This is a genomic window from Nocardiopsis alba, assembly GCF_000710955.1.
GTDB lineage: Bacteria > Actinomycetota > Actinomycetes > Streptosporangiales > Streptosporangiaceae > Nocardiopsis > Nocardiopsis alba.
The window spans coordinates 46,536-63,991 of the sequence record NZ_BAZE01000015.1 but is presented as its reverse complement, the minus strand read 5'-3'; the positions used below and the strand labels follow the sequence as shown (position 1 = coordinate 63,991).

Below are 17,456 nucleotides of genomic sequence, written 5' to 3'. Positions count from 1 at the left end.
GCCCGGAGAAAAAGAGGTGCGGAGAACGACGTCTCCCCGTTGAATCGACGACATGTCCTCCCCCACGGTCCGAGGTTCCCGGATACCCGCCCCGGCGAGGCTCTTCCTCGTCGTCCTCTGCTTCTCCCTGGTGGGCGACGAGATCGCCCTCCTCGCACTGACCTTCCGGCTCGCCGAGACCGGGCAGGGTGTCTGGGTGTCCGCGCTCCTGCTGGCCCAGCTGATCCCCATGGTCGTCGTTCCCCCGTTGGTCGGCCCCCGGGTGGATCGATTCGACGGTGGACGTGTCCTCGGGGTGATCACCGCGGTTCAAGGGGTCGCGCTCCTACCGATCATCCTCTTCCCCACCCCCGTGGTGATGGTCGGAGGGTTCCTCCTCGTGAGCGTCCTCGCCGCCGCGGCGCTGCCGGCCCTCCTGGCGATCCTGCCCGTCCTGGCCCGGGAATCGGTCTCCACCTCGGTCAACGCCGCCTACGAGGGAGTGCGCTCCCTGGCCGCCCTCACCGGACCCGTCGTCGCCGGCGCCCTGCTGGCCGCGGTCAGCCTCCGGCTGTGCCTGGTCATCGACGCGATCAGTTTCGTCATGGCGGGACTGTGCGTCCTCGCGATGCGGGTGAGCCGTCCGGGAAAGGCGTCGGACGGCACGGACGGAGGCGCCGCCGAGGGGATCCGAGCGCTCTGGCGGGTACCGTCCCTACGGGCGCTCCTCCCACTACTCGCCATCACGGTGAGCGCGATGTCCACCGTCAACGTGGCGCTCGTCTTCCTGGTCCGCGGCCCTTTGGGAGGCGGGGAGATGATGTTCGGGATCCTCTCCGCGCTGTGGGGCGCCGGGCTCCTGGGCGGTTCCGTGATCGTCGCCCGTACGCGATGGGGCGCACGAGGCCCCGAACGCGTCGTCGGGGTCGGGGCCCTGACGACCGGTGTCGGCCTGTCGGCCGTCGGGCTGTTCCCGGTGATCGCGGTGGCCGTACCCGCTCTGGTGCTCGCCGGGGTAGGAAACGCGCTGGTCAACGTGTCACTCCGCACCGCCGTACAACTGCGGACGCCCGCCACCGTGCACGGCAGGACCCACGCCGCGATGGCGGCGCTGATCGCCTCCTTCTTCGTCGTCGGTCTGCTTCTCGGCGGCCTGTCCTCGGTCGAAACGGCCGGACCCGTCTTCCTCCTCGGCGGTCTGACGGTGACCGTCTCCGCCGCGGGAGGTCTACTCGCGCCCCTCGTCCCGGGCCTCCGGGAACGGCTCCGGGAACCTCGCGGGCATGGATCGGAGCAACGCCGATGAAGGAACCGACAAAGGGATCAAGGAAGGGACCGACGATCATGAGAGAACCCCGGGCCCGGCGGGCGGTGTCCGCCGCCCTCGCCGTCGCCGTCTCCTTCGACCTCGACGCCGACGCCGACGCCGACGACGCGGTGGTCCTGCACGAGTCGAACCGGATCACCCTGTGGCTCACGCCCGGCGACGTGCTGGCCCGGGTGGCCCCTCTCGGCGAGGACGCGGCCGGGTTCGAGGTGGAGCTCGCCCGACGACTCACCCTGGCCGGAGCGCCCGTGGCCTCCCCTCACCCCCGCGTGCCGGCGATCGTCCACGAACACGACGGCTTCGCGATCACCCTGTGGACCCACCACCCGCCGGTGCCGCCCTTGGACGTCCCCGCGTCCGACTACGCCCACGCCCTCGCCCGATTGCACGAAGGTCTGCGCGAGATCGACCTCCCCGCACCGCGCTTCACGGACCGGGTGGCTCAGGCCCGCGCCCTCGTGGACGACCACCACCGCACCCCGGAACTGACCGCCCCCGACCGGGAGCTGCTCGCCGGCACCCTGCGCGAGATGGAGCGGAGCGTCCTCGAGCACGGCGCCCCGGAGCGGCTCCTGCACGGCGAACCGCACCCCGGCAACCTGCTCCCCACCGCAGAAGGACCGCTCTTCGTCGACCTGGAGACCTGTTGCCGAGGGCCGGTCGAGTTCGACCTCGCGCACGCCCCCGACGAGGTCGCCGACCACTACCCGGACGTCGACAGGGAACTACTGCGCCGGTGCCGCACGCTCATGACGGCGATGATCGCCGCCTGGCGATGGGACCGGGACGACCGTTTCCCCGACGGACGACGGCAGGGCATCGAGTGGATCGCCCGGCTCCGGGCCGCGACGGGCGCCGACGGCGCCGGTCTTCGGTGACGGATCGGGTCTTGTCGTGGGGGCACTCCCCTGTGAACATCTCGCTATGGAACAGAGCAGCGCCCACGAGCGCCTGCGCGCTGCCCGATCGTGGTTCGGCGCCCGGAACGTCTACCTCGACACCGCCACCCATGGCCTGACACCCGGGCCGGCCCTCCGGGCACTGGAGAAGCACACCCGCGAGGTGGCCGAAGGAGGCTTCTCCCCCGCCGAGGCCGACGCCGGGGTCGAACGCGCCCGCGCCTCCTACGCCCGGTTGACGGGGGTGACCCCCGACCGGGTCGCCCTCGGCACCCACACCGCCCAGTTCACCGGGACCGTCGCCGCGAGCCTTCCGGAGGGCGCGGAGGTGCTGGTGGCCGAACGCGAGTTCAGCTCCACCGTGCACCCCTTCTCCACCCGTGAGGGGCTGAGGGTGCGCGAGGTCCCCCTGGAACGGCTGCCCGAGGAGGTCGGCCCCTCGACCGCGCTCGTGGCGGTGTCGGCGGCGCAGTCCTCCGACGGCGCGCTCGCCCCTCTGGACGACCTGGTGGCGGCCTGTTCCGACCGCGATACCCGCCTGCTGGTCGACACCACCCAGTCCGCCGGCTGGCTTCCCTTGGACGACGACCGCTTCGACTACGTGGTGTGCAGCGCCTACAAGTGGCTGCTGGGGACCCGGGGCTCGGCCTTCCTGTCCGGGACCGCCGAGGCCCTGGCCGCGCTGCGGCCTCGGGCGGCGAACTGGTACGCGGGGGCCGAACCGTGGGGGTCGCTGTACGGGGCGGCCCTGGAACAGGGATCCGACGCCGGGCGGCTGGACCTGGCCCCGGTGTGGCCGGCCTGGGTGGCGTTGGAACGTTCCCTGGATCTGATCGAGGAGGTGGGGGTCGCCGCGATCCACGAGCACGACACCGCCCTGGCCGACCGCTTCCGCGCCGAGCTCGGGCTGGAGGGCGCCGGGTCGGCGATCGTGTCCGTGCCGGTCCGGGAGGGCACGGCCGCGCGGTTGGCCGAGGCGGGTGTGAAGGCCTCGGTCCGGAACGGGCGGCTGCGCCTGTCGTTCCACCTGTACAACACCGAGGACGACGTGGACCGGCTGTCGGAGGCGCTCGCCGGTTCCCTCTGAGCCCGCGCACGCGGCCGGCCCCCGCCCATCACGCTCACGCGGGGCGGGGGCCGGACCGGTCGGGATCAGCCCTTGGGGCCGACGACGAACACCGGGATACGGCGGTCGGTCTTGCGCTGGTAGTCGGCGTAGGGCGGGTAGGCGGCCACGGCCCGCTCCCACCACAGCTCCCGCTCGTCGCCCTCGACCTCGCGCGCGGTGGCGGCGAAGGGTTCGGGCCCGTCCTGGAGCGCCACCTCGTCGGGGGCGGCGCGCAGGTTGTGCACCCAGGCCGGGTCCTCGGGGGCTCCGCCCTGGGAGCCGATCACCGCGTACAGGCCGCCGTGCTCGACCTTCATGACGGCGGACTTGCGGACCTTGCCGCTCTTGCGTCCGCGCGTGCTGAGGATGACGACCGGCATCCCCGTGTCCATGAGGGTGTCGCCCTCGCGACCGCCGGTGCGTTCGTACAGTTCCACCTGGTCGCGGACCCACTGTGAGGCGCTCGGCTCGTATTCTCCGGGCAGGATGTCGTGCGTGGCCATCTCTCTCCCTGGCTCAGGCGAGGTCGTCGGATCACCCCGATGGTGGCACGGGAGGCCCCGTCCGGGGCGCGCGACATGCGTACCGCGGCCCCGGCGGGATCGGACGGTCAGAAGATGACGCCGCAGAAGGGGGCGTCGTGGCGGTGCAGGGCGGTGTCGAGTCGGGCCGTGGCGCCCGGGGTGTGCTCGGTGATCAGACCCGCCCGCAGGTAGCCGGTGAGCGAGGTCCGGCCGAGGTGGGCCGAGCCCAGGTGGTGGACGTCCAGGGACAGATCGGGCGCGGCGTCGGTGGCCTCGACCCGGGCGCCGTCGGTGTCGGCCTTGATCCGCCACCGTCCGGCGTTCCAGGGCGCGTACCGGTCGGCGACCTCCAGGACGCCCTCGAAGGGCGCGGCGTAGGGACGCTCGGACAGAGCACCGGGGACGTCGACCAGGCGCACCCACAGCGAGGGGAAGAGCTTGGCCGGGGCACGGCCCCGGTCGGGGAGCAGGTGGTGCAGCGGGCAGTCGGCCGGGAGGAAGGAGAACTCGACCCGGGAGACCAGGTCCCGGTTGAACAGATGCTCGAACAGGGCGGTCCAGACGGTGGGGGCGGTGGCGACGATCTCCTGGACGTACACCTCGCCCTGGGCGCCGTCGTCGGCCCACCGGGCCTTGGTGCGGTACAGGGCGTAGCCCAGCGGTCCCTCCGCCCCGTACACCACGACCGCCATCATGGGGCTGCGCCCTTCGCGGCGATCGGGGGTGTCGCGCAGGGTCCGGTCCCACCAGGGCTCGGTCCGGCGGAACTGTCCGACCCTGGTCGAGGCGAAGGCGTCGTGGACGCGCTCCAGGTCGGCGCGGACCGCCGCCGGCTCCCGCAGGACGACCTTCAGGTCCGGGTCGCGGGGAGCGTCGGCCCGCAGCACGTCGTGGGGGCTGGAGATCGAGATCTCGTCCATCTCGTGACAGGCGACGCCGTAGCCGAAGCGCTCGTAGATGGAGCCCTCCGACGCCCACAGGGCGGCGTAGCGCACCCCCTGCTCATGGATGTCGGCGAGCTGACGGCGCATGATCGCGCTCAGGACGCCGCGCCGACGATAGGTGGGCCACACGCCCACACCGGTCACACCGGCCACGGGGACGGGCCCGCCGGGCATGGTCATCTCGAAGGGGAAGTGGTTGGCCGAGCCGATGATCTCCTCGGTTCCTTCGGTGTCGTCCACAGCGACGAGGAGGCGTTCGTAGCCCATCACGTCGTGCAGAAGGCGGGATCGTTCGAGCAGGGCCTCGAGTTCCTCGCCGAACAGGAGCGCCTGCCCGACCACGCGCATCGCCTCGGCGAAGTCGTCGCGGTCGCCGTGGCGCACCGTCCATTCTCTGCGGGTCGTGTTCACGGTCTTCTCCTCGGGTTCGCCGGCCATGATCGATGGTTATCAGGTCGGAGAAAGATCGAGCCACAGGTTTTTCACACGTCACACCCTCGATCGGCGCCGTCGAGAGCGGCGCGAGAACCGGGTTCCCGTTCGAACCCGGAGCCGCACCCGGGTGAGTAATCCGCCCCCTCTCAGGGCAGGCTCTGTTCGTGACGACACGACGATTCCCTCCCTCCTCCCCCGCTCCCTCCCTGGTCGTGGGGGTGGACGCCGGGGGCACGACCACCCGCGCCCTGGTGACCACCCTGGACGGCGTCCCCTTGGGCGAGGCCCGGGCCGGCGGGGCCAACCCCAACGCGCACGGCCCCGAACGGGCCGCCGAGCAACTGACCGAGGCGATCGGTTCCGCCCTGGACCGGGCCGGGCCGACGGCGCGCGGTTCGGTGGTCGCGGCCGTGGTCGGTCTGGCCGGGGTGTCTCTCCTGCGGGACGACACGATCCGCGAACACATGGGGGACGCGCTGGTCAAGGCCGGCCTGAACCCGGGCGGGGACGAGTTCGTCGGGGACGACGAGGTCGCCTTCGCCTCGGGCACCCCCGAGCCCCACGGCACCGTCCTCATCGCCGGGACCGGGGCGATCGCCACCCGGATCGAAGGGCGGCGCCGTGTCAGGACCGCCGACGGGATAGGCTGGCTGATCGGGGACGAGGGCTCGGCGTTCTGGATCGGGCACCAGGCCGCCCGGGAGACCGCTCGACAGATGAGTCTGGGCGGGGAGCTCAGTCCGCTGGCCCGTGCCGTGGCCAAACGGGTGGTCCCTGGGCGACGCCCCACCGGGGAGTACCGGCCCGAGGAGCACGCGCGCGACTTCGCCCGGACCCTGACCGCCGCCCCGCCGATCGGTCTGGCCGAGTTCGCCCCGCTGGTGACCGAGGCGCATCGACAGGGCGATCCGTCGGCCGAGGTGATCGTGAACGCCGCCGCCGGGCACCTGGCCCAGTCGGTGCACCAGGTCCGGGTGCCGGGCGAACGTCTGCCGGTGGTGCTGGCGGGCGGGGTGCTCATCCGGTCCGCGCCGATCCGGGAGGCGTTGACCCACAAGCTGACCCTGGGCACCGGGGCGCCCGTGCTGCGGGCCGGTCGCACGGAGGGGGCCGCAGCCTGGCTGGCGGCGGTGAACGCCGGTGTGGACGGCGACGACCCCGCGCTGCACGCCGCCTTCACCGGCGCGGATCCGGCCGCCCCCTCGGTCCCGGCCTGATCGGCGCCGGTTTGCTCCGTTCCGTCACGGTGCCCTACTGTGTATCGGGTTAGGCTTGCCTAACCTACAGGAGAGGGGACTCCGTGACGGAGCGGCGGACACGTCCGAAGAGAATCGTCCACACCGGCCGGGTCGAGCGCGTCGAACGCCCGACCCCGCACATGGTCCGGGTCGTGCTGGGCGGTGAGGGCCTGGCCGCGTTCGAGACCTCCGGGGTCACCGACTCCTACGTGAAGCTGCTGTTCCCGCCGCCCGCCCCCGGCGACCCCGAGCCCTACGACGTCGAGGCGATCAAGGCCGAACGGCCGCGCTCGGAGTGGCCGGTCACCCGCACCTACACGGTGCGCGCCTGGGACCCGCGGACCCGCGAGCTCACCATCGACTTCGTCTATCACGGCGACGTCGGCCTGGCCGCCGTCTGGGCCGCCCAGGCCCGCCCCGGCGACCTCCTGCGCTTCTTCGGCCCCGGCGGTACCTACGCCCCCGCCGCCGAATCCGACTGGCACCTGCTGGTCGGAGACGAGAGCGCGCTGCCCGCCATCGCCGCCTCCCTGGAACAGCTGCCCGAAGGCGCCACCGCGCACGTGTTCCTGGAGATCGAGGACGCGGCGGAGCGTCAGGAGCTGAGGACCCCGGAGGGCGTCCACGTGCGGTGGCTGCACCGCGAGGGCACCCGGGTGGGATCGCTCCTGGTGCCGGCCCTGAAGGAATGGACCTTCCCCGAGGGGGACCTCCAGGCCTTCGTCCACGGCGAGGCCGGGATGGTGCGCGAACTGCGTCGACTGTTGCGCGTGGACCTGGGGGTCCCCAAGGAGCGTCTGTCGATCTCCGGCTACTGGCGACTGGGCCGCAACGAGGACGGCTGGCAGGCCTCCAAGGCCGAGTGGAACCAGAGCGTGGAGGCCGAGGAGGCCGCCGCCCTGCGCGAGCGCGTCGACGTCTAGACGTCGAGCGCCTCCAAGGCCACGATGTAGCCCTCGTTGTAGGTGGGGAACTGGGGAACGGAGTCGCGCAGCGTCTCCACCGACAGCCCCGTCCGGATCGCCAACGCCACGGTGTGGATCCACTCCGAGGCCATCGGTCCGAAGGCCCAGGCCCCCACCAGCACGCCCCGCCCGCGATCGGCCACCAGACCCAGGCGCCCGATCGGATCGGTGGCGTAGGTCCAGGGCCGGGCCAGGACCTCGGTGAGGTCGACCTCTGAGGTGGTCACGTCCACCCCCTGGTCACGGGCCTGCTCCTCGGTGAGCCCCACGGCCGCGATCTCGGGGTGGGAGAACACCACGCGGGGCACGCCCGTGTAGTCGGCGACGCGCGAGCCCCCGAGGACGTTGTCGGCCACCACCCGCCCCTGGTACTTGGCCACGTGCGTGAACATGGAGCGCGCGGTCACGTCCCCCACCGCCCACAGTCCCGGGGCCACCCGACAGTGTTCGTCCACCGGCAGAGAGCCCCGGTCCGGCTCCACCCCGAGGTCGGCCAGGCCCAGTTCGTCGCCGCGAGGACGACGTCCGGTGGCCAGCACCACGACGTCGGCGTGGACACGGGAGCCGTCCGAGAGTTCGGCCACCACCCCGCCCCCCTCACGCGCCACCGAGGACACCTCGGCGCCGGTGCGCACGGTGACGCCCTCGGCCTCGAACCTCTCGGTGACGAGCCCGCACAGGCGGGGGTCCTCACGGTCCAGCAGCCGGGGGCCGCGCTGGACGATGGTGACCTCCGAGCCCATGTCGGCGAGGAACCCGCCCAGTTCGATCCCGACCGCGCTGCCGCCGATCACCAGGGCCCGCGAGGGGATCTCGGTGAGGTTCGTGGCCTCCCGGTTGGTCCACACCAGGTCCGGGCCCAACCGGTCCAGCCCCTCGACCGGCGGGCGGATCGGGGACGAACCGGTGGCGACCACGACGTGGTCGGCGGTCACCTCGGTGCCCGCCACCTCCACCCGCCAGGGGTCGCGCCCCACGATCCGGGCGGCCCCGCGCAGCACCAGGGCTCCGCGGTCCCGATAGTTCTCGGCCTGGGCGCTGTCGTCCAGGTGGCGGACCATGCCGTCCCGGTAGGAGCGCAGCTCGGACCACTTCCGGTCCGGACGGGAGAGCCCGGCCACGTCGGCCGCCTCCTCCCGCGCCTCGGGCGAACGCAACAGGACCTTGGTGGGGATACAGGCGTAGTAGGCGCACTCCCCGCCGATCAGTTCCCGCTCGACCACCGCCACACGTCGTCCCTCGGTGAGCAGTCGGTCGGCGACCACCTCACCGCCGGGCCCCATTCCGATGACGATCGCGTCCACGTGTTCCATGTTCCCCGTCCTCGGTTCGCCGGATCTCCTCCCCGATGGTGTCGGCACGCGCGTCGGCGGGAGGGAACCGACACGCCTGTCGACTCCCCCGAAGGGGATCGTCTCAACCGCGATCGCGCCGCCAGATCCGCGAGGGGACCGGCACCTCGTGCGAAACGGCCGGACCGCACGCGCGGGGGACGGGGCGGGCGTGATGGAATCATCGGCATCGCCCCACCTCGCGCAAGGAACCCTCCACCGGCCATGTCCACTCAGAACGTCCTTCTCGTCCTCGACCTCCTCGGGATCTTCGCCTTCGCCCTGGACGGGGCCCTGACCGCGATCCGCACCGCGCGGGTCGACATCGTCGGGGTGATGGCACTGGGGGTGGTGACCGCCATCGGCGGCGGCGTCATACGCGACGTCCTGCTCGGCGAGACCCCGGCCACCTTCCAGGACTGGCGCTACCTGACCACCGCGCTGGCCGGCGGCACACTGGCGTTCTTCCTCAGCCGTCGGCTCACCCACCTGGCCAAACCGATCCTGTTGTTCGACGCCGCCGGGCTGAGTCTGTTCGCGGTCATCGGGGCGACCAAGGCCCTGGCCTTCGGGTTCGGACCGCTCCAGGCGGTCCTGCTGGGCGTGCTCAGCGCGGTGGGCGGAGGCACCATCCGCGACGTCCTGCTCAACCGGGTGCCCACCGTGCTCAGCGCCAACTCGCACCTGTACGCGATCCCCGCGATGCTCGCCGCCGGGATCGTGGTCCTGGCCGACCTGGTCGGGTTCTCCGCCGGGTGGATCGCGGTGGTCGGCGCCCTGGTCTGCTTCACCCTCCGGACGCTGGCGTTGCGTTACCGCTGGAACGCGCCCAACCCTCCCGGCGCCCCGCCCCTGTGACCGACGCGAAGTCCACGGACGCCGGGTTTCGGTCGGTTCCGAGGAAAGAGCGAAGTGCCGAGAACGGCCCCTTTCCCGACCGCTCATGGGATAATCGCCCGGGAGGACGGAACGCGAGGTTCCCCCTCGCCCGCGCCGGTCGCGAGAGCCGGATCCACGGGTGTCGGGGCCGTGCGAACGGCCCCGGGGCCACGGCTCCCGAACGTCCCTCCCCCAGGGCGACGAGGGACCCGGGTTCCGGCCGAATCGGTCCCCTTCCCCACGAAAGGGAACCGGAAAACGGCCCGTACAGAAGAGGAGTCTTTTTCGGTGAGCCCCCACCCCCCCGGACCCGTTCCGCTCCCCCACCCCTCCGATGACGAGGAGGAGAGCGCACGCCCCATCAGGGTGCTCGTGGTGGACGACCACGCCCTGTTCCGACGCGGGCTGGTCTCGGTCCTGGACGACGAGGACGACATCGACGTCGTCAACGAGGCCGGGGACGGGGACGAGGCGGTCCGACTGGCCACCGAACTGCGCCCCGACGTGGTCCTCATGGACGTGATGATGCCCGGCTCCACCGGCATCGAGGCCTGCCCCCGCATCCGCGCGGCCGTCCCCGAGGTCAAGTTCGTGATGCTGACCATGAGCGAGGACGAGAGCGACCTGTTCGAGGCGTTGAAGGCCGGCGCCACCGGCTACCTGCTCAAGGAGATCGCGGTCACCGACATCTCCCGGGCCGTGCGCACCATCGCCCGGGGCCGGTCGTTCATCGAACCCTCCATGGCCACCAAGCTGATCGCCGAGTTCGCCGAGTTGGCCAAACAGGACAGCTCCCCTCCGGCCAGGGCGGAGCTGCCCCAGCTCACCCCCCGCGAGACCGAGGTGCTGAAGCTGCTGGCGCGTTCGATGAACAACCGTGAGATCGGCGAACGGCTGTTCATCACCGAGAACACCGTGAAGAACCACGTGCGCAACATCCTGGAGAAGCTCCAGGTGCACTCGCGCACCGAGGCCGCCATCTACGCCGTGCGCGCCCAATACGTCGCCTGACCCGGACCACTGAGAGGGCCGTGTCCGCCGTCCCCGGAGGGAGCACGTTCAGGTGGGCCTTCGACCGGGGCGCTCCGCCTCACCGCCCCGAGAACCCCTCGGCCGCGACTACCGGAGGCTGCTGACCGCCGGCGCCCTGGGCAACCTCGGGGACGGCATCGCCCTGGTCGCCCTGCCCTGGTACGCGTCCACCCTCACCGACGACCCCCTGGCGATCTCCGCCGTCGCCATGGCCACCCGGCTGCCCTGGCTCCTGCTCGCCCTGGTGGCGGGTGTGGTCGGGGACCGCGTCGATCGACGGCGGTTGATGGTGATGGCCGCGAGCGGTAAGGCCGCCGTCCTGGTGGCGATGACCCTCCTGGTGGCCCTGGATGTGGCGAGCCTTCCGGTGGTGCTCCTGGTGGCCTTGGCCGTGGGGGTCTGCGAGGTCTTCTTCGACAACACCGCGCAGTCGATCCTGCCCTCCGTGGTGCCGCGAAGCCGCCTGGAGCGGGCCAACGGCACCCTGTGGAGTGTGGAGGAGGTCGCCGGCCGTTTCGTGGGAACCCCCGTCGCCGGTTTCCTCGTGGCCCTGTCCATGGTGTGGACCTTCGGTCTCCAGGCCCTGCTCGTGGCCTGCGCCGTCCTGGTCCTCCTGAGCATGCGGGGCGACTTCCGCCCGGCGCCGGTGGACGGGCAGGACCGGGGGTCGCCCCGCCACATGCTCCTCGACGGTGTGCGGTGGCTGTGGCGCCACCGCCTCCTGCGGACCCTGGCGGTCTTCCTGGGGGCGTCGAACCTGGCCGCCTCCATGAACGCCGCGGTCCTGGTGCTCTTCGCCCAGGACGTGCTCGGCCTCAACTCGCGTGGTTACGGACTCCTGCCCACCGCGGTCGCGGTCGGGATGGTGGTCGGCGCCCAGGTGGTGCCCTGGATGGTCCCGTACGTACCGCCCGGCGCCGCCCTGACCCTGGTCTTCGTCGTCCAGGGTGCGGCCTATGTCGCCGTCGCCGTCGTACCCGACGCTCTGCTGTTCGCCGGGCTCTGGACACTGATCGGGTTCGCCACCGTGTGGTGGAACGTGGTCACCCTCTCGCTGCGTCAACGCCTCATCCCCGGCCGCCTGCTCTCCCGGGTCCTGTCCGCCTATCGCACGATCGGTTGGGGGGTCGCGCCGATCGGGATGCTCATGGCGGGGTCGCTCGCCTCCCTGCTCGAACCGATCCTCGGGCGTCAGAACGCACTGTCGGTCCCCTTCCTGGCCTCGGGGGCGCTCAGCCTCGTCCTGGCCCTGGTGGCGGCACGAAAGCTGACCACGAAGCGGATCCGGGCGGCCGAGACGGCGGCCGGGGTCTGAGGAGGGGTGTGGAAAACGGGTGGTGTTCAGGTTTCGGGGGTGTCAGGGTGGCGCGCATGATCTCGACAGTGCTGAACGTGGCCATCGACTGTGAGGACGCCTACGGGCTCGCGCGTTTCTGGAGCGCGGTGACCGGACGTCCCGTCCATCCGGAGAGCAGGCCGGGCGACGAGGAGACCCTGGTGGAGATGGCCGAGGGGCCGACCCTGTACTTCAACCAGGTGCCCGAGGCCAAGACGGTCAAGAATCGGATCCACCTGTGTCTGCGCCCCGACACCTCGCGGGAGCGGGAGGTCGAGCGGCTGCTGGGGCTGGGCGCCACCTTCGTCGCCGACCATCGGCGCCCCGACGGTTCGGGCTGGGCGATCCTCGCCGACCCCGAGGGCAACGAGTTCTGCGTCCTGCGCGGCGAGGACGACGCGCCCGTCCACTAGCGGGCAAGGGTCCGTGCGGCGGCGCGGCGCAGGGTGGTGACCATGGCGGACACCGGTTCGGTCGGACGACGGCGGTGCACCGTGTAGATCTCCCGGGCCAGACGGGCCCCGCGCAGAGGACGGGCGACCCACCCGTCTCCGTGCGCGGCCCCCAGGATGCTCCGCGGGAGGAGGGCCACCCCCATGCCCGCCTCGATCAGGGCCAGCGCCACCTCGTAGTCGCGGGTCTCGTAGGCGACCCGCAAGCGTACCCCCGCCGCCTCGGCCGCCGCGTCCAGACTGACCCGGTTGTGGATGCCCGGGGCCCCGCAGATCCAGTCCTCGTCGGCCAGTTCGGCCAGGGAGAGCTCCCCGTCGGCGAGCGGGTGACCGGCCGGGGCCGCCACCATGAGCGGATCCACCAGGAGCCGCTCCCGGTGCAGGCCGCCCGTGCGGGGCGGAGGGACGCCCGGATAGCGGTGGGTGATGAGCAGGTCGAGGTCGCCGGAGGTGACCAGGTCGTGGCCTCCGGGCGGTTCGATGTCGGACAGCGACAGGCGCACGTGGGGATGTTCGTGGCCGAACACCGCCAGGGCCTCGGGCAGCAGCACCTTGCCCGCGCTGGCGAAGGCGCCCAGGGAGAGACGGTCCGCCCGCTCCCCCGAGACGGCGCGTACCGCGGCCTCGGCGTCGCGCAGTTCGCCCAGGACGCGTTCCCCGTGTTCGAGCAGGACACGGCCGGCCTCGGTGAGCGTGGCGCCGGTGCGTCCGCGTTCGACCAGCCGGCAGCCGAGTTCGGTCTCCAACTTGGTGAGCTGTTGCGACAGGGCCGAGGGGGTGAAGGAGAGCCGTTCGGCGGCGGCCGCGATCGATCCGGCGCGCGCGATCTCGACCAGGACCCGCACCCGATTGGCGTCCAGCATCCGGCCTCCCCTCGCGACATTCCGTACCGAATCAAAGTCTGACACAAAGTTTCGCTTAATCATCTTTAGCAGACACAACTTTAAGTTAATCGCCGGTAGCGGCAGAGTGGGACCATGAGCACCACGACCGCGCCCGCAGTGCCCACGGCCACCGACGTCCGTGCCGCCGCCGAACGCATCTCCCCCCACACCAGACGAACCCCGGTGATGCGCGCCGAGATCGACGGGCGGACCCTCACCCTGAAGCTGGAGCAGCTCCAGCGCACGGGCGCCTTCAAGCTGCGCGGCGCGCTCAACGCCCTCATGGGCGGCGAGCCCACCGACCGGGTCATCACCGCCTCCGGTGGCAACCACGGTCTGGGCGTGGCCACCGCCGCGAAGATCCTGGGCGTGCGGGCCACGGTCTACGTCCCCGAGACGGTCCCCGAGGCCAAGGCCGTCCCCTTGGCCGCGACCGGGGCCGAGATCGTCCGGGTGGGCGAGCACTACGCGGTGGCCGCCGAGGCCGCCCGTCACCAGGCGGAGACCGAGGGGATCCGCTACCTGCACGCCTTCGACGACGCCCTCGTGGTGGCCGGTCAGGGCACCGTGGGGCTGGAGGTGGCGGCCGACGCCCCCGAGTGCGACACGATCGTGGTGGCCGTGGGCGGCGGCGGTCTGGCGGCCGGGGTGCGGCTGGGAGCGGACGGCCGTCGTGTGGTCGCGGTCGAGCCCGAGGGCTGCCAGAGCATGCACGCGGCGATGGCGGCGGGACATCCGGTCACCACCCCGGTGGAGTCCGTGGCGTCCTCGGCGTTGGGCGCCGCCACCCTGGGCCGGGTGCCCTTCGAGGTGCTGCGCGCCCACCCGGTGACGCCCGCGCTGGTCAGCGACGCCGAGATCATCAGCGCCCAGACCCGTCTGTGGCAGGAGTTCCGGATCGCCACCGAGCCCGCCGCGGCCGTCCCCTTCGCCGCCTGGCTGGCCGGACGCGTGCCCGGCGAGAACCCGTGCCTGGTGGTGTGCGGGGCCAACGCGGACTGGCGTCCGGTCGACTGACCGGGGCCGGAACCCTTCCACGGGGGTGTGCGTTCGACCGTTCTCCCCCGTTTCCCTCCCTTTGGGTGACCTGGCGCACTCTATGTGTGCCACGCCATTGTTACCGCCGGGTCACCCTTACATTGGGTGCGGCGTTCGTCCGACCATCCCAAGGGAGAACACGTGCTCTACGGTGCGTTGCGGCAGACCGCGGCGATCCTCGCCCGGACCTTGTGCCGCCCGACCATCGAGGGCCGTGAGAACGTCCCCGCCACCGGGTCGGTCATCCTGGCCAGCAACCATCTGTCCTTCGTCGACAGCGTCGTCATCCCGTTGTCGGTCCCCCAGCGCCGCGTCCGCTTCCTCGCCAAGTCCGACTACTTCGAGACCCCCGGGGTCAAGGGACGGCTCACCAAGACGATGTTCGGCGCCTTGGGCGCCATGCCGGTCCGACGCGGCAGCTCGCGCGACGCCATGGTGGCCCTGGAGACGATGTTGGACCGGCTCAACGAGGGCGAGGCCTGCGTGGTCTACCCCGAGGGCACCCGTTCCCGGGACGGACGCCTGTACCGGGGCCGCACCGGCGTCGCCCATCTGGCGCTGGAGTCCAAGTCCCTGGTCGTGCCGGTCGGGATCAGCGGCACCCAGAAGGTCCAGCCGGTGGGCGCCGGCGTTCCGCGCCCGCACCCCTTCACCGTGCGGTTCGGCGAACCCCTGAACTTCTCCACCGGCTTCGACCACCTGACACCGGCCAAGGCCCGCAGGGCCATCACCGACCGGGTCATGGACGCCATCCACGAGCTGACCGGCCAGGAGCGGGCCGACACCTACAACGACCACGGCTCCGCCGACTGATCCGGCCCGATGCCCTCCGCCTGTGGACGGCCCGACGGGGTGGCGTCGCCGCCGTAGCGGTCCAGGAGACGACGTGAGAGGGCGAGCGTGCCCTCGGTCGATCTCGGCGGGAGCGGCGCCCCTCGTCTGAGGAACCGGTCGGCGTGCTCGGTGAGCCGATCGTCGAGCCGCGCCTGGGCGCGGTCCGGTTCGTGCACGGCCAGTGAGGCCCCCTCGCCCCAGGACTCCCAACGCGGACGGTAGTAGCCGCCGACCAGCCCCGACCACAGACGTCCGGCGTAGTCGTCGAGCCGGGGGTCGTCCAGGGTGGTCCAGACGGTGAGGATGCGGCGGGCGTTGTCGGTCAGGACCCGGTGATCCTCGGTGCCGGTGGCCCAGGAGGTCGCCTTGGCCTCCCAGGTCCGGTAGCGGTACTCGGGGCGGGTCTCCAACAGGGCGTCCAGGTCGTCGAAGACCTCCAGGAACCGTTCCAGGCCTCCTTCGGGGAGCTCCGGGTGGTGGTCGAGGTGTTCGACCATCTCCAGGTAGCGGTGGTCGGCGACCCGGGACAGGACCGCCATGGCCACGTCGACCAGGTCGTGCCCCAACGGCCCCTCGACCGCGAGAGGGTCGGTCTCGGCCCCGGCCACCAGGCGTTCCCAGGCCGCGAGCAGGTCGGGCCAGGGGTACCAGACCAGGGCGGTGACCTCGGCCCGGAGCGCGGACGAGTCCTCCAGGTGCCGGTAGTGGGGCCGCAGGGTGAGGACCCCGTTGAACTGTTCGGGGAAAATCCGCACGCCCGAGGCGCCCAGGACGGTGCGCAGCAGCCCCCGCCACCCCTCCAGGAGCGCCGGGTCGTGACCCGGGCCGTAGCGCTGTGCGACGAAGTCGGGCAGCCATTCCTCCTCGACCCGTCCGGTCCGGGTCCAGGCCTGGTCGACGACCAGTTCGAAGAAGGCCGGGTTGTTGCGGGTGGCCTCCATGGACAGACCGATCCCCTCCGGCGGGTGGGCGGAGTCCTTCGCCGCGCCGATCCGGTCCACGGCCCCTTGGAGATCGGCCATCGGGTCGGTCCGGCCACCGAAGTTCAGCAGGGCGCACCAGGTCCAGGGCGTGCCGCCGAAGGCGTGGAAGCGACTCCACTGGGGGTCGTACTCGGCCCACAGGTCGAGCAGGTGCAGATGGTCGTCGGGGATGGCGTCGAGGAAGGCCTCGACGCGTTCGGGGCTCCAGAAGTCGCTCTGGTAGGAGAAGGGCCAGGTCTGGAGGAACCACACCGCGTGGGGATCGGCCCGGGTGAGCCCCTCGATGGTGGCGCGGGCGACCACTCCGGGAAAGCCGGGATCGGAGTCGACCGGGATCATCTCGATGAAGGGGTCGATCGCGTACTGGTGGTCGGTGCCGAAGAGCGCCTTCTGGGTCTGGACGATCTCGGCGCAGAGCGTGGTGTAGAGGGGATCGGTGGGGACGAGGACGTGGGTGACCAGGCCCTGCCAGGTGCGACTCCCGGTCCGGCCGGGGGCCAGAGAGGGCGGGACGTGTCCGGTGAACCCGGGCAGGACCGGGGCCATGCCCAGCGCGCGCTGGCGCTCCAGCACCCGGCGCCCCAGCTCGCGGTGGCCCTCGATCCACGACAGGGGCATCGGTCCGGCGAAGTGGTCCAGGTTCCCCATGTACTGCCAGGGCAGGTAGCCGGGGCCGCCGATGAACTCCCGGACCCGTTCCTCGTCCATCCCGAGCCGGACGTAGGTGTCGTACAGGACGGCCTCGTGCCCGCTCAGGGTGAGCGGCGTGGTGACGCCGTGCAGCGCCATCCAGTCGATCTCGCGTTCCCAGTCGGCCCAGTTCCAGTAGGCGGCCGTGTAACCGGTGGTGCAGAAGTTGAGGTGATAGGTCCGGTCGACCTCGGCCGCGCCGCGCGTGGGCGGGGCGTCGGGCAGGGAGGAGACCGGTAGCGGGAGGACGGTGTCCCAGGACACCGAACGCCCGCACACCCGCCGCAGATAGGTGTGCAGCCCCACGGCGGCCGCGATCGGATCGGTCGCCGAGACCGTGAGCGTCCCGCCGTCGGCGCGGTACTCGAAGGAGCGCCGCTCGTCCTCGTGCTCGCGCAGGCGCAGCGGTCGATGCGCGGAGCCGAGGATCCGACGGGCCAGTGCGTCGATGGCGGCGCCCCATGCGGGCGTGTCCCGTGCGTCCTCGATCATCCGCGTGCCCATTCGGTCAGGATACGAATCGATTACGTACAGTACATAACCATATTCGGTATGGATAGAAGCGGAACGGGTAGGGC

16 protein-coding genes are annotated in these 17,456 nt (G+C 71.8%); 11 read left to right on the top strand and 5 right to left on the bottom strand.

The window, feature by feature from the left end:
* Positions 1-52 precede the first annotated feature (52 nt).
* The 3 genes from TR33_RS23240 to TR33_RS23230 are packed head-to-tail and all read left to right on the top strand — an operon-like array spanning position 53 to position 3,292.
* Positions 53-1,285 (top strand): MFS transporter, encoded by a 1,233-nt coding sequence (locus TR33_RS23240; protein WP_052358240.1) that lies wholly within the window; start codon positions 53-55, stop codon positions 1,283-1,285.
* Positions 1,286-1,323: 38 nt separating this feature from the next.
* Positions 1,324-2,184 carry a phosphotransferase gene (locus TR33_RS23235; RefSeq protein ID WP_042285508.1) on the top strand — a complete coding sequence of 287 codons (861 nt, stop codon included), beginning with the start codon at positions 1,324-1,326 and terminating at the stop codon, positions 2,182-2,184.
* Between the two features lie 46 nt (positions 2,185-2,230).
* Positions 2,231-3,292 (top strand): aminotransferase class V-fold PLP-dependent enzyme, encoded by a 1,062-nt coding sequence (locus tag TR33_RS23230; protein ID WP_042285505.1) that lies wholly within the window; start codon positions 2,231-2,233, stop codon positions 3,290-3,292.
* A gap of 65 nt (positions 3,293-3,357) precedes the next feature.
* Here the strand turns inward: TR33_RS23230 and TR33_RS23225 are convergent, their stop codons facing one another.
* Positions 3,358-3,816, bottom strand: a complete 459-nt coding sequence (locus TR33_RS23225; RefSeq protein WP_017535300.1) for a nitroreductase family deazaflavin-dependent oxidoreductase — start codon at positions 3,814-3,816, stop codon at positions 3,358-3,360.
* A gap of 107 nt (positions 3,817-3,923) precedes the next feature.
* Positions 3,924-5,219, bottom strand: a complete 1,296-nt coding sequence (locus TR33_RS23220) for a GNAT family N-acetyltransferase (RefSeq protein ID WP_042285503.1) — start codon at positions 5,217-5,219, stop codon at positions 3,924-3,926.
* A gap of 215 nt (positions 5,220-5,434) precedes the next feature.
* Here TR33_RS23220 and TR33_RS23215 point away from each other — a divergent pair, with 215 nt between their 5' ends.
* Both TR33_RS23215 and TR33_RS23210 read left to right on the top strand, forming a co-directional pair.
* Complete coding sequence (locus TR33_RS23215; protein ID WP_042285606.1) at positions 5,435-6,433, top strand: N-acetylglucosamine kinase; 999 nt, start codon at positions 5,435-5,437, stop codon at positions 6,431-6,433.
* Positions 6,434-6,516: 83 nt separating this feature from the next.
* Positions 6,517-7,377 carry a siderophore-interacting protein gene (locus tag TR33_RS23210; protein WP_017535297.1) on the top strand — a complete coding sequence of 287 codons (861 nt, stop codon included), beginning with the start codon at positions 6,517-6,519 and terminating at the stop codon, positions 7,375-7,377.
* Here the strand turns inward: TR33_RS23210 and TR33_RS23205 are convergent.
* On the bottom strand, positions 7,374-8,732 hold the full coding sequence (locus tag TR33_RS23205; protein WP_042285500.1) for a dihydrolipoyl dehydrogenase family protein: 1,359 nt from the start codon (positions 8,730-8,732) through the stop codon (positions 7,374-7,376). The two genes, TR33_RS23210 and TR33_RS23205, sit on opposite strands and share 4 nt — an antisense overlap.
* A 243-nt stretch (positions 8,733-8,975) precedes the next feature.
* On the opposite strand from TR33_RS23205, the gene TR33_RS23200 reads away from it, so the two are divergent.
* The 4 genes from TR33_RS23200 (at position 8,976) to TR33_RS23185 (ending at position 12,410) form a co-directional block, all read left to right on the top strand.
* On the top strand, positions 8,976-9,608 hold the full coding sequence (locus TR33_RS23200; RefSeq protein ID WP_014909283.1) for a trimeric intracellular cation channel family protein: 633 nt from the start codon (positions 8,976-8,978) through the stop codon (positions 9,606-9,608).
* A gap of 309 nt (positions 9,609-9,917) precedes the next feature.
* Positions 9,918-10,640 (top strand): response regulator, encoded by a 723-nt coding sequence (locus TR33_RS23195; protein ID WP_014911878.1) that lies wholly within the window; start codon positions 9,918-9,920, stop codon positions 10,638-10,640.
* A 52-nt stretch (positions 10,641-10,692) separates the two neighbouring features.
* Positions 10,693-11,976 carry an MFS transporter gene (locus TR33_RS23190; RefSeq protein WP_042285499.1) on the top strand — a complete coding sequence of 428 codons (1,284 nt, stop codon included), beginning with the start codon at positions 10,693-10,695 and terminating at the stop codon, positions 11,974-11,976.
* 56 nt (positions 11,977-12,032) lie between these two features.
* Entirely contained in the window at positions 12,033-12,410 is a 378-nt protein-coding gene (locus TR33_RS23185; RefSeq protein WP_036568278.1) for a VOC family protein, read from the top strand.
* On the opposite strand, the gene TR33_RS23180 is transcribed toward TR33_RS23185, so the two are convergent.
* Positions 12,407-13,312 carry a LysR family transcriptional regulator gene (locus TR33_RS23180; protein WP_014912988.1) on the bottom strand — a complete coding sequence of 302 codons (906 nt, stop codon included), beginning with the start codon at positions 13,310-13,312 and terminating at the stop codon, positions 12,407-12,409. The two genes, TR33_RS23185 and TR33_RS23180, sit on opposite strands and share 4 nt — an antisense overlap.
* Before the next feature lie 114 nt (positions 13,313-13,426).
* Here TR33_RS23180 and TR33_RS23175 point away from each other — a divergent pair, with 114 nt between their 5' ends.
* Together TR33_RS23175 and TR33_RS23170 are read left to right on the top strand one after the other, a co-directional pair.
* On the top strand, positions 13,427-14,350 hold the full coding sequence (locus TR33_RS23175; protein WP_017535293.1) for a threonine/serine dehydratase: 924 nt from the start codon (positions 13,427-13,429) through the stop codon (positions 14,348-14,350).
* A gap of 162 nt (positions 14,351-14,512) precedes the next feature.
* Complete coding sequence (locus TR33_RS23170) at positions 14,513-15,184, top strand: lysophospholipid acyltransferase family protein (protein WP_026125131.1); 672 nt, start codon at positions 14,513-14,515, stop codon at positions 15,182-15,184.
* Here the strand turns inward: TR33_RS23170 and TR33_RS23165 are convergent.
* A complete protein-coding gene (locus tag TR33_RS23165) occupies positions 15,157-17,370 on the bottom strand; it encodes an alpha-N-acetylglucosaminidase (RefSeq protein ID WP_042285497.1) in 2,214 nt (737 codons plus the stop codon). The genes TR33_RS23170 and TR33_RS23165 overlap by 28 nt on opposite strands.
* Between the last annotated feature and the right edge of the window lie 86 nt (positions 17,371-17,456).

Bases quoted from the DNA above. Each gene is read 5' to 3' on its own strand.
- TR33_RS23200 (WP_014909283.1), top strand. From the start codon at position 8,976: ATGTCCACTCAGAACGTCCTTCTCGTCCTCGACCTCCTCGGGATCTTC.
- TR33_RS23175 (WP_017535293.1), top strand. From the start codon at position 13,427: ATGAGCACCACGACCGCGCCCGCAGTGCCCACGGCCACCGACGTCCGT.
- TR33_RS23240 (WP_052358240.1), top strand. From the start codon at position 53: ATGTCCTCCCCCACGGTCCGAGGTTCCCGGATACCCGCCCCGGCGAGG.
- TR33_RS23225 (WP_017535300.1), bottom strand. From the start codon at position 3,816: ATGGCCACGCACGACATCCTGCCCGGAGAATACGAGCCGAGCGCCTCA.
- TR33_RS23205 (WP_042285500.1), bottom strand. From the start codon at position 8,732: ATGGAACACGTGGACGCGATCGTCATCGGAATGGGGCCCGGCGGTGAG.
- TR33_RS23230 (WP_042285505.1), top strand. From the start codon at position 2,231: ATGGAACAGAGCAGCGCCCACGAGCGCCTGCGCGCTGCCCGATCGTGG.
- TR33_RS23180 (WP_014912988.1), bottom strand. From the start codon at position 13,312: ATGCTGGACGCCAATCGGGTGCGGGTCCTGGTCGAGATCGCGCGCGCC.
- TR33_RS23220 (WP_042285503.1), bottom strand. From the start codon at position 5,219: ATGGCCGGCGAACCCGAGGAGAAGACCGTGAACACGACCCGCAGAGAA.
- TR33_RS23185 (WP_036568278.1), top strand. From the start codon at position 12,033: ATGATCTCGACAGTGCTGAACGTGGCCATCGACTGTGAGGACGCCTAC.
- TR33_RS23165 (WP_042285497.1), bottom strand. From the start codon at position 17,370: ATGATCGAGGACGCACGGGACACGCCCGCATGGGGCGCCGCCATCGAC.
- TR33_RS23235 (WP_042285508.1), top strand. From the start codon at position 1,324: ATGAGAGAACCCCGGGCCCGGCGGGCGGTGTCCGCCGCCCTCGCCGTC.